Genomic DNA, 16,801 nt, shown 5'->3' on the forward strand with positions numbered 1-16,801 from the left:
GGCTAGCCACAGCCGAAGCACGGATGTACTTTCCAGTCTCGGTGCACACCAAATGAACATCGATCTAGTACAGACAGCATTGACAAAATGCCAACACACAGGCCCATTGAGCACCGTCGTCACGGTTCCGCCTGACGCGCGAGTCTTGTCAACCCAGACCGGGCGCCTAGCGTACGAGAACAAGGTGGACCGTTCTCCTCCGTAAGCGGTCGAATGGCAATGCCGAGCCGCGGATAGTGCCGTGATACGCAGGCCCGTGACGCATACCAAGCTCTGCCCCATCCGATGTCATGTTTACCTGACATAAGGTGTGCCTTTTCTCTACTGGAAGCGCCTGTGGGACAGACACTCACGGAAGGGGCCGACACAATCCGCCTTCTACATCTGTCAACGGCCAGTTTGATGTCCCCGCTGGTGGCCAGGTAAAAGTCCCCACCCTGTGCGGGATGTTCTAGGTGGGTGGCACCTCCGTTCGGTGTGTCATGCGGTAGGAGTCGCCGTCGGTGATGACGATGGTGGCGTGGTGTAGGAGCCGGTCGAGGATGCTGGCGGCGGTGGTGTGTTCGGGCAGGAATCGTCCCCATTGTTCGAAGGGCCAGTGGCTGGCGATCGCGAGAGATCGGCGTTCGTAGGCGCCGGCGACGAGCCGGAACAGTAGTTGGGTGCCGGTGTCGTCGAGTGGTGCGAATCCGATCTCGTCGAGGATGAGCAGATCTTGGCGTAGCAGGGTGTCGATGGTTCTGCCGACGGTGTTGTCGGCCAGTCCGCGATACAGGGTCTCCACGAGGTCGGCGGCGGTGAAGTACCGCACTTTGTGTCCGGCGTGTACTGCGGCGATCCCCAGCCCGATCAGGGTGTGACTCTTACCCGTCCCGGCTGGGCCGATCAAGGCCAGATTGTGTTGGGCTCGAACCCATTCCAGTGAGGATAGGTATTCGAAGGTATTGGCCGGGATGGAGGATGCGGCCACGTCGAACGATTCCAAGGTTTTGGTGACCGGGAACCCGGCAGCTTTTAGTCGGTTGCGGATGTTGGAGGCATCACGAGCGGCGATCTCGGCTTCGACCAGGGTTCGCAGTACTTCTTCGGGTGTCCATCGCTGGGTTTTCGCGGTGAGCAGGACCTCGGGTGCGGTGCGGCGGATCGAGGCGAGCTTCAATCGGCGTAGCGCTTGGTCGAGGTCGGCCGGTAGTGGCGGCACTGTCTGAGGTGCAACGGGTGTCGATGTTGTGGTGGTCATGACACCTCCTTGTCGCCGGCGCCGAGCTTGTAGGCATCCAGCGAGCGGGTGGGCGCGGTAGGCAGGTGCCCGAGCAGTGCTGTGCCGGCCGGTCGCGGGTTGGGGGTGCCGGCTCCGGCATCGAGGATCGAGCGCACATCGGCGGCCTTGAACCGTCGGAATGCCACCGCCCTGGTCAGGGCGGTGAGCACCTGTTCGTGGCCGTGGGAGGTGACGAGCCCGAGGATGTCGTCGAGTTCACCGCCCAGGCGGGTGTTCCCGATGGCCGCGGCACCGACCAGGAACTGCTCAGCAACCTCACCGAGATCGCAGAACTGCTTCTCTGCTGCGGTTTTGGGTCGTGGTGCACGACTGGGCGGGGTGCGTGGCCCCCCGTAGTGGGCATCGTTGAGGACGACCTCTCCGGGTGCGGCCAACAGATGATCGGCGACCACCTCACCGGAGGTAGGTTCGGCGATCAGGAGCCGTTCACCGTCCTGGATGAGGGTCACGGTGGTGCCGATGAGCCGGTTGGGTACCGAGTAGCGGGCCGAGGCGTACCGGATACAGGAGAGGCGATCGACCTTACGGGTGACCGGCGGTGGACCGACCTGGGCCCGCAGAGACGGCAACGGGCTCAATGTGTCTCGTTCGATCGTGAGTTGGTCAGCAGGCACGCACAGTGTGTCGCTGTGACGGCGGGTGTTGACCTCGACACACCAGTCCCGCGCGGCCCGGTTCGCTGCGTGCACATCCAGCTGCACGTCGTCACGACCAGCAGCGATCTTGGCTTCGGTCCACAACGGCTGCGCCAGATCCGACTGCGCGTACCCGCAGAGGTTCTCCACGATCCCTTTCGATTCCGGATCGGCGCCGTGACAGAAGTCCGGGGAAAACCCGTAGTGGGTGGCAAACCGCACATACGTGGGGGTGGGTACGACGACGTTGGCGACGACTCCACCTTTGAGGCAACCCATCCGATCAGCGAGTACCTTGTTGGGCACTCCACCGATCTCTTCTAACGCTTCGGCGATGAATCCGAGTGTGGTGATGGATGTTTCGTTGGTGGCGAACCGAACGAACCGCCACCGCGAGAACGCCAACACCGCGCAGAACATGTGCAGCCCGCCGATTACGGCCCAATCGATGACCAGGTAGTCACCCGGAGCCCACACCGCCGGGCGGCGGCCACGATGATGATCACGGCGCCACTGTGTTTTCTCCTGGGCGACGAGACGACGGAAGTTGCGGGCCGAGCCCTCATAGCCCGCGGCACGTGCTACCGGCAGCAGTCGCTTGGCGGTGATCCGGCCGTGTGACCGCTCGACTCGCTCAGCGACCAACTCGGCGACCGCATCGTAGTTGCGGGCCCGTTCCTTGCGGTCGGGTGGTTGATCGTCGGCCTCGAACCGGTCGACCACACGCTTGACGGTCTTGTGGGTGGTGCCGCACACCTCGGCTGCGGCGCGATAGCTTCCGAGTTCTCGGTAAGCAGAAATGATGTCCATACGGTCCTTCGCAGACTTCAATGGAACTCCCAGGCGGTGATGGTGATCGGTTGGCACCTTCACCGTCATCGCCTGGGCCCTCAGTTCCGGGTCGACACGACGAACACAGGGTGGGGACTTTTATCTGGCCACCAGCGGGGACCTCGACCTGGCCACCAATGGGGACTTTCTCATGGCCATGGACATACATCGAGCTGGCGCCGACATCGAGCGTTGGTGGAGAAGTGTCACCACCACGACCACTCACACTGTCACCGATGTCCTGATGCAGAAGTGTCACCGATGTCCTGGGAGATGACACGCTGGTCTGCAACTGTCATTTCCCAGGACATCGGTGACAGTTCTGTATCAAGACATCGTGGCAGGTCCCCGATAGCCGGTCCAGACAGTTCTAGAGCCAGTTTCCTTCTAGCTCAGTTAGCCAGTACGTCTCTGACTTGCTGGCCCTTCATACCGGGCATCCCGAGCTAGTACGCGAGCTGGATCAGGGGGTGTTGCCACTCTCCGCATAAGGACGCGACGCGAAAGCGGGGTCCGACACCAAAGGACGACTCGCAAGCCGCCATACATTGTCTGCAGTGCTTCTGACCAGCTGAGAAACCAAAAACCCCCGGCGGGTAGGCCGAGGGTTTTCGAGGTTGGTGAGATTCGAGTTACCAGCTCGATTCTCAGTGGTACTGCTGCTTCCCCGAAGGGACTGTCTTGGCTGACATGTCTCAGGGTATCGCATGCCCTGATCCAGGTTCAATCATTCATGCGCGTGTCACAGAGGTCTGCGCTGGTGACGGCGCGAAATCGCAGATTTACGAGGCGTGCACTCGACTGTGGTCGCCTCGTCGACGAGTACGAATTGATCCAGACCGAACTCACAGCTACACCGCTACGGTGTCCATCCCGGCGCAGCCGCCGGAGTTTCCGTGGGCAATCTATCTAGCCGACTCTGACCAGCGGTTTCGCCTGCTCGGGTTCGACTTCGACAGCGGCCGCTACGGTCGCGGTGTCGTGCGCGAGGATTCGGACCGTCTCGCCTCTCAGCTGACCGAGCTGGGAGTGGCGCATTTGCGGGCTCACTCCGGTCCTACCGGTGGACAGCACGTATGGGTCCGGCTCGCCGATACCGGCGCAGACCCGGACATGGTTCGGCGACTGGCGCATGCCCTCCGCCAGCACTACCCCAGTCTCGACACCTCCGCCCTGACGAATCCGGCCACCGGCGCCATGCGCCCGCCGGGAGCGCCCCATCGCACGGGAGGGCGATCGACACCGCATCTGGAAGGCCGGGCCCTCGTGGCGGCACTTGATGAGGTTGGCCGCGGAACAACACCCGAGGTCGTAACCTGGCTGCTCGCGCGCCATCCCCACCTCGAACCGGGTCCATCCTCCGCCGCCCGCCGCTCGTCCGCACTGCGGATCGTGGAGGACTCCGCGGGTCCCCGCCTCGACCGTCCCCGCCGGCCCATTCCCCACCGCACCGCGGCCTTACTCGGTGCCGCACCGGCACCGGGCACCGACCGCAGCGCCCTGACCCACGCGATCTTCCTGTCCATGGCGCGGGCTGGGCACACATTGGACGACGCGCGTGCCGCCGTTGCCGCCGCCCCTGGACTGATTCGGCTTCGTGAGGACGCGGCCCGCGGCCGCGGCGACACAGAACGCCAGTGGTCCCGCGCCCTCGTCCGAGCCGCTACCTTTACCGCTGACCCTGGCCAGGCGCCGCGTGAGCCGATCGACGACGAACTCGACGGCATCGAACATGCCCTCGTAGCGACAGCGGCGCGCTGGGGCCGGCGCGGTGGGGCCAGTGACGAGCGGATCCTGCACGCGCTGACGGCGCTAGCGCGCACCGCCCGAACCCGGGTTCTCGACATCGACTGCCGGCGGCTGGCACAGGCGTGCGCCCTGGACGCCTCCACGGTGTCCCACGACAAACGCATCCGTCGACTGTGGCGTGAGGAAGGACTTCGAGTGCCCCAGCGCCGCAAAAAGAAGCGGTTGACTGGTATCGGTGTCACCGTAGGGGCGATGCGTCCTATCCGGCCGAACGTGATCTGGGCGATGGACTTCCAATTCGACGCCCTCGCTGACGGGCGAACAGTCAAGCTGCTCAACATCATTGACGAGTACACCCGAGAGTGCCTGGCCATCGAAGTCGGCAGGTCAATCGACGCCGACCAAGTGGTCGCAGTCCTTGACCGCCTCGCTCTCACGCGTGGAACACCGGTCTACGTGCGGTTCGACAACGGCCCCGAATTCGTGGCTCACGCCGTACGCGACTGGTGCCGATTCACCGGCACCGGAGCCTTGTTCATCGACCCCGGCTCGCCGTGGCAGAACGGCTGGATCGAATCGTTCAACGGTCGCCTGCGTGATGAACTACTCAACTCGTGGCGTTTCGATTCGCTGCTCGAAGCCCAAGTGATCACCGCGGATTGGAGGACCGACTACAACACCGCCCGACCCCACAGCGCCCACGGCGAACTCAGCCCCGCCGAGTTCGCTCTACAGTGGACCACGACCCACGCACCCCAAGCCGCATAGCGACTGGACCACCAAACGGGTCCCCCTCACTCGTACCCTTCCCGGTCTCCGGTCTGGAGGATCGGCCTTCCGGATTCCTCTTGCGCGCCCGAAACAACACCGATTACGTGTTTTACGATCACAGAGCAGGATCGTGGCGGGCCACGCTGATCATCTGCCACGAATTGGCACATATTCTGCTGGACCATAGCTGCGGCATGACCGAAGTACTGGACGACCAGATGCTGGCCGCTTGGTTTCCCTCATTGTCTCCGGAACTGCTCAAGGACGCACTTAAACGAACCGAGTACGACACGATCGCGGAGTACGGCGCCGAGTACTTGGCTACCAAACTACTGATTCTCACGCTACTCGATGATCACGACTTCAAGGCGTTACGCAACTCTGTGCAGGTCGTGTGTGCTAGCAACATGATTCGGGCTTACGCGAGTCGATGAGAAATCACCTACCCCTCGCTCTCGATCTGGGCATACTCTCCTTTGCCTTGATCGTCGTGATCTCCCGTTTCTACCTGGTCCGCAGCAGGCACGCGCGGATCGTCACCGTGCTCATCCTGTGCTTCACCGCGGTATACACCCTTAAGGCCGGCCCCATCAACGACACTCTCACCGCTTACCTCGATGCCCGCACGGTCCGGTTAGCCGCACACGTCCTGTGTGTCATAGCAGCCGCAGTTGCGGCTTGGGCAGCAGCAAGCGCAGCGAAACGTCTACGACCTGTCCGCCTCGCCTCCGGGGTGGCCGCTGCGTCAGCTGGCCTCATCGCTCTCGACGGGCTGGCTGGTCAACGTGACCGTGTCATCGAAGCCGCGCATCCGCAGGGCATCGCAGTCGCGTATTTCACCATCTATGCAGGCTCGATCATCGTGCTCGAAGCATATGCCGCGACAGTTCTCGCTGCCGCGATCCGAACTGATAGGCCGAACCGCGGACTACTCGCACCCTCTGCCACGGTCGTTGCCCTATTCTTTGCCACAGGCCTCAATGCAATCACACTGCTGTGGTACGCAATTCGTGCCGCTGCTGGCGACATTGGACCAGCAGAGCAACTACAGCGGAACTCGAACGGGAACCTCTTCGCCTACTTCACCTTGGTGGTGGCGATGGTCGGCGCAGCAGCGGTGGTCCGGCGAACTAGTGGTGACAGCACTGTGAACCGGTCATCCGTCAATGTCACCGAACTTCAGGTTTTGTGGCGAGACCTGACCGATGCAGTCCCGCACGTAAAGCTCGACATGAAAGATCTCGACCCAGACGCCAGTACCGTGCGAATGATCACGGAGTGCATTGACGCCCTCTATGACCTCGGACTGAACCCCGCGACAGTCACCATTGCAGATCTACACTCGGGCTCTATCGTGCCGAACCGTAAGACCCTCACGGATTCCAGCGTCACCGCCGCCGATGTCATCAATCTTGCGCGACGCTGGGATTCCCAATCTCTTCGAGACTGACCAGGAGTGCTTTACGCTGACTCGCGTTGGCCTGACTTAGGACAAGTTGGAGGGTCCGCGGGATTTGCGAAGCTCTGACCTGCGGTGTTGGGTGTCTCGTGGTCGAAATTTGTGCACTAAGGGCTGGTCCGTAGGCTGCCTAGGTGGCGTATGTACGCACGGTGAAGACAGCGTCGGGAGCGACGGCGGTGCAAATCGTGCACTCGAACCGGCGCGGATCACGCAACATCGAGCACATCGGCTCGGCGCACACCGAGGCCGAGTTGGCGGCGTTGAGGGAGGTCGCCGCCAAGCGGTTGGCCGCAGGGCAGACCGAACTCGACCTCGGTCTCGCCGCCGCTTCGGGGCCGCTGCCGATCCAGTCGTCGCGGATGCAGGTCCTGTGGGACGCCCTGGCCGCGGTCTACGTCGATCTCGGATTCGAGTCAGCAGCAAAGCGAGACAGTGTGTTTCGGGATCTGGTGCTGGCCCGGATCATTGAACCGACCAGCAAGCTGGATTCACTGCGAGTACTCGAGGAAGTCGGCGTGGACACCATGTCCTATCGCAGCCTGACGCGCCGACTCCCGCAGTACGCGACCGTGGAGTTCCGTCGCGGGCTTGCCGCGGCATGCGCAGCGCGCGCCGGGTTGGGACCGGCGAGCCTTATCTTGTATGACGTCACCACGCTGTATTTCGAGACCGACAAGGCCGACGGGTTCCGCGAGCCCGGATTCTCCAAGGAACGTCGCCTTGAGCCGCAGATCACCGTCGGCCTGCTCACCGACGCGACCGGGTTTCCGCTGATGATCGAAGCGTTCGAGGGCAACCGGGCCGAGACCGCCACCATGCTGCCCACCCTGCGGGCGTTCATGGCCGCCCACCACCTGTCCGACATCACCGTGGTCGCCGATGCCGGGATGATCTCCGATGCCAACAAGAAAGCCATCGAGGCCGCCGGGCTGTCGTTCATCCTCGGCGAGAGGATCCCAACAATCCCGTACTTGATTGCACAGTGGCACACCAACGATCCCGATTCCACACCTCCGGACGGACTGGTGCTGACCCAGCCGTTTCCGGCGGGGTCGAAGAACAAGCGCCGCGACCACGTCGTCTACTACAAATACAGCGCCGACCGGGCGCGGCGCAGTGTGCGCGGCATCAACGAGCAGGTCGCCAAAGCTGAGAATGCTGTTGCCGGCAAAGCGCCGGTCAAGCGCAACCGATTCGTCACGCTCAAAGGCGCGGACAAAAGCGTCAACCGTGAACTCGAAACCAAAGCCCGCACGTTGGCCGGCTGGAAGGCCTACGCCACCAACATTGATTCCCCGACACCGGAATTCGTGATCGGCTCCTACCACCAACTGTGGCGGATCGAGAAGAGCTTCCGGATGTCGAAATCTGACCTCGCAGCCCGGCCGATCTTCCACCACACCCGCGACTCCATCGAAGCCCACCTGACCATCGTGTTCGCAGCCCTCGCGATCACCCGCGTCATCGAGGAACGCTCTGGCTGGTCGATCAAGAAGTTCGTCACCACCACCCGCCGCTACCGCACCGTGCAGATCAAAGCCGGCGCCCACACCATCACCGCCGCCGACCCGCTACCCGACGACCTGCAGAAGCTCATCACCGCAATCCGCAGTGCGCACTAACCTGACCGAAGTCAGGTAAGACCCTCACGGATTCCAGCGTCACCGCCGCCGATGTCATCAATCTTGCGCGACGCTGGGATTCCCAATCTCTTCGAGACTGACCAGGAGTGCTTTACGCTGACTCGCGTTGGCAGACCCGCGCAACATAACGCACTCCGGCCCAGCAGCGACCAGCACCTTCAACAGCCGAAGTTCGGTGTAGGCGTCATTCTCACCAGGAGTGCCGAAGTAGGTGGCGTGAGCGGTACTTCTGTCGTTGAAAACGCCGCTGATCTCAACGAAACGCTGCTGCTGATCCGCCGTAAGATCACCAGCCAGGAGCGCCTGCTCGCTGCAACCGAGTGTCTCCGCAACTTCACCACTACTCAGCGCCGTGACACTAACCTCGTGCTTTCACGCTGATTCCGTGTCGTGAATGAAGAATGGTGCCCTGACCTGGGATGATTGAGATTGCGAAGTCATCAATCGGACCAGATCGAGGAGCACCATTCAGGTGAGTAAGTCTACGTCGCCCTATCCCGTGCTGTCTGCAGATGGCACCGGAACCGGGGTAGTGTCGCAAGCCGGCGCCACGGTGTTGCTGCGGACAGCCGAGAAAACGGGCCTGACCACCGATTTATCGGACGCGTTGACACCGTGGCGTAAACCCCTGGCGACCCACGATCCAGGCAAGATCATCACGGATCTGGCCGTGGCAGTCGCGATCGGCGGTGATTGTCTGGCCGACATCAACCAACTGCGCGCCGACCCCGCCGTATTCGGTCAGGTCGCCTCTGACCCCACGGTGTCACGACTGATCTCGGCGTTGGCCGCCGACGCCCCAGCGGCATTGACGGCCATCAACTCCGCCCGCGCTGCTGCCCGGGCAGAGTGCTGGTCAGCAGCCGCCACGTCCGCCCCCGATCACGACGCCGATACTGGCGATCCCCTGATCGTCGATCTCGACGCAACCTTGGTGACCGCGCACTCGGAGAAACAGGATGCGGCACCAACCTACAAGCGCGGGTTCGGTTTCCACCCGCTGTGTGCGTTTGTCGATCACGGTAGCCAGGGCACTGGCGAACCCCTGGCCATCCAATTGCGGCCCGGCAACGCCGGCGCCAACACCGCCGCCGACCACATCACGGTCACCGCCGCCGCACTCGAGCAGCTACCGACGGTGCAGGGGTATCGGGTCGGCAAGTCGGTGCTGGTACGCACCGACTCGGCCGGCGGCACCCACGAGTTCCTCGGCTATCTCACCCGCCGGCGCCTGGCCTATTCAGTGGGATTCGGGCTGACCGAGACCATCGCGGCCGCAACCGACCGGATCAGTCCCGAGGCGTGGACCCCGGCCTACGATGCCGACGGCGTGCAACGCGACGGGGCGTGGGTGGCCGAGTTGACCGGGTTGATCGACCTATCGGGCTGGCCGCAGGGGATGCGTGTGATCGTCCGGAAGGAGAGGCCGCACCCGGGTGCACAATTGCGGTTCACCGACCGTGATGGGTTGCGGCTGACCGCGTTCGCCACCAACACCGTCCGTGGCCAACTCGCTGATCTGGAGCTGTGTCACCGGCGGCGGGCTCGATGTGAGGACCGGGTCCGTACCGCCAAAGACTGTGGCCTGACGAATCTCCCGCTGCACGGCTTCGATCAGAACCGGATCTGGTGCGCGATCGTGATGCTCGCCTGCGAGTTGATCGCCTGGACGCAGATGCTCGCGTTCACCGATCACCCTGCTCGCCGGTGGGAACCCAAGCGACTGCGCCACCGCGTGTTCTCGATCGCGGCCAAGATCAGCCGCCACGCCCGGCGAACCCGCATGAAGCTGGCCACCCACGCTCCGCACGTCGATCTGCTACTCGACGGGCTAGCAAGGCTTGCAGCACTTCCAGCGCCGGCCTGACCACCAGGCCGACCAACCTTCGATCCAGAAAGGACATTCACACCTCGGGGCCGTGAAACCCGACGCACACCGACGCCTCGGACAACACCACACGGCCCACGCCCGAAATCCGGTCCTCAGACCACCCAACCGGGCCACTCAACAAGGGACCGCCACCTCACGAAACATCGAGGCTAAGAAGCAACTCAACCTTTTGGCGATCGGTAACTTCCTCAAACATCTGCCTCATCATCCTTCGTTAGATCATGGGCCAGCGAACGCCGTCGAATATTTGCCCTGGTTCGAGCCGGAGTGATGTCCTCCGGAGGTACAGCCCAAAATTCATCGAGCGCTTGCGCAACCCACGTAGGCCTGATATGACCCTGTTCCCCTTGATTTCGGAGCATGGCCGAGGCAACTCTGCCTATATGCGGCGAGATCAACGTGCGTAAACGGTCGACCGCGGCAGACAGCTCTGGCTCGTCAATACTGTTGGCGAGCCGGCGAAGCTCGGCGCTCACCTCGACAAGCTCACCCAATGCTGAGTAGGTAATCGATACTTCACCAGCTGGCGCACCAACCTCATCGGAGCCTAAGGGTGTCGGCTCGCCGCCCTCGTAGGCGGTCGCAGCACTTCCCTCGGCCCACCGAAGCACATGGTCAAGCTTCTTGAACGTCGCGACGCGCAGTGGCGGTGATTCTCCGCTCTCGATCCGCACCATCGTCGGCTCAGACGGCCCGCCTTGTGCTGCGACAGCGGCAAGGCTCAGCCCTAGCTGACGTCGACGCAGATTGACCACATCGGCGAACTGCTGCATATCGGGCATGGAAGCAGCGTACTTAAGGAAGACAAGCGTCTCTGACCCCAACACTCGCGCGCGGCACGTCACTGCCCGAGACTATATAAGCGTTGCGTAAACATAGAAGGGGTAGGTACATTCTTATCGCCAATGTATGCACGGAATGTAAGCGCGCATGAGTGGTGGCGTTTAAGCGAGGTACGAAAATTTAGGGGAGGGGTTTGCGGGGTGGCTAAGCGACTTCGGATTGGACAGTTACAAACGCAGGATCTCGGATCCCCGCGGGCCGTTGCCGTACCCATATGGAGGACCCGATGACCTCGGGCATTCGGCTATACCCACCTGCTGATCGTACTTACGCCTCGCTGCCGTTACAGGCGCCGCGAGCGACCACACCGCGTCCGGCGATCTTGCCGCACCCTGCGGGGCGGGCACCCGGCCTCGATGAGCATTGCCCGGGGCGGGCACCCGGCCACACCTGTTACCAGCTGCATCTGCCTGGCCATCCGACGTGCCCGGTCGGGCACGCGCTGATTTCCAGCTTCTGACTTATCTCACTGCTGACGCCTCGACGCTCACCAATTCCTCACTCCTGCCGTGGAGTGCGTTCTCACGTAAGGGCTTCTCGCATGTTCCTCAACTTCCTCATCTTCTTCTTTGACGGCCTCAAATACATACCGGGCCTCGGATGACGCGCGGCACAACGAAGGGAAACGTATGAACCACAACGAATTCAGTGGTCGGCATCGCCTCCATAAGCAGAAGGCAGCCCAACGGGTTCGCCCCTCCTCGGGGCTGTGACGGTGGTGATCGGATTGGCCACGAACGGGATGGCTAGCGCCGCACCTGACCAGCCCGGGATCACGACTCCGGAGGCTCCAGCGGAGCAGGCAGGCATCACCTCGACACCGTCGACACCCGTCGAGTCGGCCGCGGCGGAGTTCTCCGAACCCGCCCAACCCGAACCGGTGTACTGGGGTCCAGCACCCGCCCAGAGGATCGAGTACCAGGCGATTCCGAACTACGACTACGACTCCAACGCGTACGTGGTGCCCGATGACTACTACATCGCGCCGGTGCAGGTCGAAGAGCTGCATCTGCCGACGCCGGTGGAGCCGACGAAGCCGTTCATCGCACCGCGCGACACCCTGCGCATCGGAGAGCTGCACGTCAAGCAGCCGAACTGGGTCACCGACGGGGACAAGGACCGGACCAACAACACCTTCGCACTGGTCGAATCCGGTGTGTCGACGGCCTGGCGGTCCATCGGTGTGGAAACGGAACGGGCCGATCGGATCGCAGCGGCACAGGTGGCCGCCGGTGCGGCAGGAGCGACCGTCGGCGCTGTCACCGCTGGTGCCACGGCGGCCACGGCCGGTGCACTGGTCGGGGGCACTATCGGCGGTCTCGCCGGGATGACCGCAGGCAACGTGTTCCTCCCCGGTATCGGTTGGGTGCCGGTGGGCATCGTCGGCACCGCCGCGGGTGCGGGGATCGGCGCGGCAGTAGCTGGTGCTCCCGCCGCTGTGGGTGGGGCACTGGTCGGTGGCGGTCTCGCTGTGGCCGCGGTGACCCCGCTCGCAGCGGGCGACAAGGGCGAACCGAAGCTGGTCGAGGTCCCGGACATCGACCAGCCCGCGGTCACCGAGCAGACCGAGCAGGTCGTCGAACAGTGGGAATCGAATCCTGTCGGCTCCCAGGTCGTGTCGGCGGTGCAGGACACGGTCGAGGCGGCACCGGCGCTTGATACGCAGGTTCGCGACTTCGCCACGTCTACGCCGGGTGGGAAGCAGGTGCTCGAGCAGGTCGACGGGGCCGTGGATGCGTTCTTCGGAGAATCGACTCCCGGTTTGGCCTCGCAGCTGATCAGTGGTGCGGTCGGCGCTGGACTCGTTCCGGCCGACGTGTAAGGCAGGTGAGCGGGGTGAGCGGGAAGACTGCTTCGCCGGCGCGCAGCTCGCGCGTGGTGTCGGCGACCGGCGGCACCGCGCAGGCCGGTGTTGCCGGTCCGCGGGGTCGCCGGATCGGGTTCTTGATACTGGCGGCGCTGGTCGTGGCGGTGCTCGCGGCACTGGTGATCGTGGTGGTCTCGTTCCTGAGCCGCCTGTCACCGAGTGACCCGGTCTCGCTCGACAACCGACAGGAACGAGCACACGCCCCTGTCACGACCCTGTGAGGGATGCGCCGTCGGACCTCCCGCCCACTGTGCCTTGAACTCCCAGGCGCCGGCCTCAGTCTGGATCGGCGAATGACGGAGCGCGTTTGCAGACGCCTGCTGTGACGGCCTCGACCTGATTAGGTTTCCCGTAAAGTTCGGTTTGCAAGTCCGTTTCCAGCATGAGCGCGGCGGCGGCGTCGGCGCCGGCCCAGGTCTCGTCGTAGAGGCGCTTGGCCGCGCGGACCGCGTCGGGTGACTTCTGGGCAATCTCGTTTGCCAATCTCAACGCGGATGCCAGCGGGTCTTCCGCCGTGCGAGTGACCAGACCCAGCGCATCGGCCTCATCACCGGCGAGGATGCGGCCGGTGAAAGTAAGTTCCTTGGCAACGTCGATGCCGACCAGCCTGGGTAGCGACTGTGTGATCGCCATGTCCGGCACCAGCCCCCACTTGACCTCCATGATGGAGAGTTTCGCGTCAGGCGCGGCGATACGGATGTCGGCGCCGAGTGCGATCTGCATGCCTCCGCCGAAGCAGTTGCCGGTGATGGCGGCGATCACCGGTGCAGGGACGCGCGACCAGTCATGAGCCGCGCGTTGGGCGAAATTGGCCTTGTGGCCGTGCTGTCGGACGAGTAGCACATCGATACCCGTTGGACCAGCCAGAAAGCTCGGAACATCCAGGCCCGCGCAGAAACTCTTGCCCTCCCCATGGAGCACGACTGCTCGAACACGTCGGTTGGCTGCCAACTCGTCGGCGGCCTCAAGCAATCCTTCGAACATTGCATGATCCAACGCGTTGTGCTTGTCGCCTCGGACCATGGTGACCGTCGCGACACCGTTATCCCCTACTCGGACACGCACCCTGTCTTCGCCCATGGGGGAAATCTAGCCGTCCGACCACGTTACATCCTCCGCCGGGGGAAAGATCCCTGGACGGTGTTCCAATAACTCTTTCTACAGAAACACTCGGGTAGTCGGCTGAGGACGTGCCCCTGTCGGTGGCCTGCAGCGTAGGGCCGGACAGGCCTTCAGCTGTGCGATCGCTACGGTCCCTCGCAGAGTCAGTTGCCGCCTTGCGTGGGGCACATGGGGTCACTCGTCCCGATCGCGCGCACGTGGCCTCAACACGAATTGGGAGCCGACCGCCCCCGTCCGACCACCCATGATGGAGCCCGAGACGACGTATCCCCGCTGGGCATGGAATCGGCGCTGAGTCTGGCCCGGAGCCGCCTCGGGTGCGGCCTGAGACAATCTTGACGTGCCGTCGTCAATGGGTAGATGTTTGTTGTCCGCGTTCGTCCGAGTTTTTCGACGGCACCGGCGTATTCGCGAATTCGCAGAGGTTGGCTTGTTGGAAGGTCTGGACGGAACAGAACGATCTACTCGAATCCGGGTACTGCAATATCTCGCCGACCGTGGGATCAGTACCGATGGCCTCGTGTCTGCCACTCGTGAAGGCCAGTTAGGTCACGAATTGCTCGACGTGACCTTGTCGCCCCACGGCGCCATATACTCGTTGGAGCAGATTGCACAATCGACCAACATTTCGCCGGAAGACGTGGAGAGATGGTTTAGGTCAATGGGCCGCGGCGTGTCTGAAAGTACTTCGGTAGACTATAACGATGACGACCTGCGCCTTGCGCAACTACTCAACGAGTATCGCGCTTTGGGTATCGCAGACGCTGGGTTGTTCGCGTTCGCCCGGATTGTGGGCCGAAATACCTCGACTTTAGCCGACGCGAGCAAGTCATTGATACAGAACAATCTGTACACCAACCGCGATCGACCCGAAACCGCTTTACAATTTGCGCATGAGTTGCAACGGTTCGCCGAATTCCAATCCCAACTTCTCCACCGGGCAGTCGCCACTCGCCTTCGACAGCAAATCAGTCAACAAATTCGTGCAGACATCACTACTGAACATACGTCTGAATCACATGTCCTCGCAGCATGTTTCGCCGATATGGTCGGGTTCACTGTGTTAGGCGAACAGTTGACGCCGACCGAATTGGGCGACTTGGCGGATCGACTCGACACCCTAACTACAGATTTGGTCGAACCACCGGTCCAGTTCGTCAAAACAGTGGGCGACGCGGTGATGTTATTATCACCCGATCCCACACGCCTCGCTGTAGTTGTGCTCAAAATTCTTGCCGCCGCTCAACAGCAGGGCCTTCCACCCATACATGCCGGCATAGCGTGGGGTACCGCCGTCCGCAGCGCTGGCGATTGGATTGGCCAACCGCTGAATCGAGCCAGCAGGATCGCCACCATAGCGGAGCCGCTCGAGGTACTTGCAGACAGTGAGACCATGCGCCGAATCAGCAGTGCTGAAATAACGATTGAATCGGCGGGAACGTATCAACTGAAGGGATTAACCGAGGGCAGTCAGCTATATCGAATACGCGTGCAGCAGTATAGGGATGACCTATCTCCGGCGCAGGATCGTTGATGTGGTGGCCGCGCGTGCAGAACATGAAGGACAGACGAATGTGCCCCTGAACGCGAGCCGCGTGCAAGTTCGCAAATTGGCAGCCAGGTATCTCACGTCCGCCCCGTTAAGGTCCGCTCACCACCTCGTGGCTCTCGTCTAAACTGTCGTTGACAGCCTCGTCCTCGACGCGATGGACCTGGACGGGACTCCCAACCCTGTGACTCGATCATGAAGCACTCCAGCTTTCAGCCCATTTTGCGTGTTGGGTGAGTCAACAAGAATCTCACGACGGGAGTGGTGGCCAGATGGCGATTTGGTGGTGCCGGTTCATCCCACTGGTGGGGTTTTTGGAGTTGTGCACAGCATGGGCCCGTCGAGAAAGAATCCTGTTACTGACGTTACTGAGACGATCAGCACATGCTTGCCGGTCCGAGGCCCACCCCACTATCTGAGTCGGCGATGTTCGACCTGGTTCTGCGACTTCCGACGATGCGGGTGAATGTGCTCGGCCTGTGGTGGTCAGCTTCTTCATCACGCCAACACGGACACCTGGAGTAATTCATGACCATGTATCCCCTCGATCGCCTGCCGCTCGACAAGTACCCGTGTCAGCGCGACCTCAGCCTGGTGTTCGGGGACATTGACACCATCGGCCATGTGAACAACGTGGCGATCGCGAGATTCTTCGAAGAGGCACGGGTCCATCTGTATCGAATGGTAGACAGCTATCTTTCCGAGAAGCGCACGATGAGGATGGTGCTGGCACACGTCGAAATCGACTATGCCGCGGAAGTTTCCTACCCCGGCGAGGTACAGCTCGGAATCGGCGTCCAGGAGATCGGAACAACCTCGGTACGGCTAGGGGCTGCTCTCTTCCAAGGGGGCGCTGTGTGGCCGTGTCGCGGTCTGTCGACGTGAATACCATAGAAGGCCAAGCCGGTGCAGCCGGGTTGAGTGCGGACTACCGGCTCGCGTTACATAAGTGCCTGCTGCCCCAGATCCAACTTTGAGAGGCCACGGACCTGTGTGACGTGTCATGAAGAAGCACGGACCTGCGGCCTCTCAGGACGGTACCTCATGCCGTCCGTCAATGACGCCGCAGACCTGCCGTCAAGTTGCCGCCCGTTGCCAGCGCTGCCCAGCAGAAGATCAACGCCGCAACAACTTTCGGTTCGTACGTCGATGGGCC

At 62.4% G+C, this 16,801-nt stretch carries 14 protein-coding genes; 10 read left to right on the plus strand and 4 right to left on the minus strand.

The window, feature by feature from the left end:
• Positions 1-451 precede the first annotated feature (451 nt).
• Both istB and istA read right to left on the minus strand, forming a co-directional pair.
• Positions 452-1,240: an IS21-like element helper ATPase IstB gene (gene istB / locus AC3B5T_RS04535; protein ID WP_457138401.1), complete on the minus strand. Its 789-nt coding sequence runs from the start codon at positions 1,238-1,240 to the stop codon at positions 452-454.
• A complete protein-coding gene (gene istA, locus AC3B5T_RS04540; RefSeq protein WP_488357826.1) occupies positions 1,237-2,748 on the minus strand; it encodes an IS21 family transposase in 1,512 nt (503 codons plus the stop codon). The genes istB and istA overlap by 4 nt, the downstream gene beginning before the upstream one ends.
• Positions 2,749-4,272: 1,524 nt before the next feature.
• On the opposite strand from istA, the gene AC3B5T_RS04545 reads away from it, so the two are divergent.
• From AC3B5T_RS04545 to AC3B5T_RS04570, 6 genes are all read left to right on the plus strand, one after another.
• Complete coding sequence (locus tag AC3B5T_RS04545) at positions 4,273-5,265, plus strand: IS3 family transposase (RefSeq protein ID WP_488358745.1); 993 nt, start codon at positions 4,273-4,275, stop codon at positions 5,263-5,265.
• A gap of 197 nt (positions 5,266-5,462) precedes the next feature.
• Positions 5,463-5,702: a hypothetical protein gene (locus tag AC3B5T_RS04550; protein WP_488358286.1), complete on the plus strand. Its 240-nt coding sequence runs from the start codon at positions 5,463-5,465 to the stop codon at positions 5,700-5,702.
• Positions 5,703-5,758: 56 nt separating this feature from the next.
• Positions 5,759-6,718, plus strand: coding sequence for a DUF6545 domain-containing protein (locus AC3B5T_RS04555; RefSeq protein WP_488358746.1), 960 nt, complete (start codon positions 5,759-5,761; stop codon positions 6,716-6,718).
• A 143-nt stretch (positions 6,719-6,861) separates the two neighbouring features.
• A complete protein-coding gene (locus AC3B5T_RS04560; protein WP_488358287.1) occupies positions 6,862-8,352 on the plus strand; it encodes an IS1634 family transposase in 1,491 nt (496 codons plus the stop codon).
• A gap of 237 nt (positions 8,353-8,589) precedes the next feature.
• Positions 8,590-8,754, plus strand: a complete 165-nt coding sequence (locus AC3B5T_RS04565) for a hypothetical protein (protein WP_488358288.1) — start codon at positions 8,590-8,592, stop codon at positions 8,752-8,754.
• A 91-nt stretch (positions 8,755-8,845) separates the two neighbouring features.
• A complete protein-coding gene (locus tag AC3B5T_RS04570; protein ID WP_055476915.1) occupies positions 8,846-10,240 on the plus strand; it encodes an IS1380 family transposase in 1,395 nt (464 codons plus the stop codon).
• 212 nt (positions 10,241-10,452) lie between these two features.
• Here the strand turns inward: AC3B5T_RS04570 and AC3B5T_RS04575 are convergent, their stop codons facing one another.
• Positions 10,453-11,046: a helix-turn-helix domain-containing protein gene (locus AC3B5T_RS04575; RefSeq protein WP_488358289.1), complete on the minus strand. Its 594-nt coding sequence runs from the start codon at positions 11,044-11,046 to the stop codon at positions 10,453-10,455.
• 803 nt (positions 11,047-11,849) lie between these two features.
• Between AC3B5T_RS04575 and AC3B5T_RS04580 the strand changes: the two genes are divergently transcribed.
• Positions 11,850-12,929, plus strand: a complete 1,080-nt coding sequence (locus tag AC3B5T_RS04580) for an insoluble domain protein (protein ID WP_488358290.1) — start codon at positions 11,850-11,852, stop codon at positions 12,927-12,929.
• A gap of 14 nt (positions 12,930-12,943) precedes the next feature.
• A complete protein-coding gene (locus AC3B5T_RS04585; protein ID WP_488358291.1) occupies positions 12,944-13,195 on the plus strand; it encodes a hypothetical protein in 252 nt (83 codons plus the stop codon).
• Between the two features lie 55 nt (positions 13,196-13,250).
• Here the strand turns inward: AC3B5T_RS04585 and AC3B5T_RS04590 are convergent, their stop codons facing one another.
• Entirely contained in the window at positions 13,251-14,054 is an 804-nt protein-coding gene (locus AC3B5T_RS04590) for a crotonase/enoyl-CoA hydratase family protein (RefSeq protein ID WP_488358292.1), read from the minus strand.
• Positions 14,055-14,529: 475 nt separating this feature from the next.
• On the opposite strand from AC3B5T_RS04590, the gene AC3B5T_RS04595 reads away from it, so the two are divergent.
• On the plus strand, positions 14,530-15,630 hold the full coding sequence (locus AC3B5T_RS04595) for an adenylate/guanylate cyclase domain-containing protein (RefSeq protein ID WP_488358293.1): 1,101 nt from the start codon (positions 14,530-14,532) through the stop codon (positions 15,628-15,630).
• A 543-nt stretch (positions 15,631-16,173) separates the two neighbouring features.
• Positions 16,174-16,530 carry an acyl-CoA thioesterase gene (locus tag AC3B5T_RS04600; RefSeq protein WP_488358294.1) on the plus strand — a complete coding sequence of 119 codons (357 nt, stop codon included), beginning with the start codon at positions 16,174-16,176 and terminating at the stop codon, positions 16,528-16,530.
• The last annotated feature ends 271 nt before the right edge of the window (positions 16,531-16,801 follow it).

It is taken from the genome of Gordonia sp. G4, assembly GCF_057770005.1.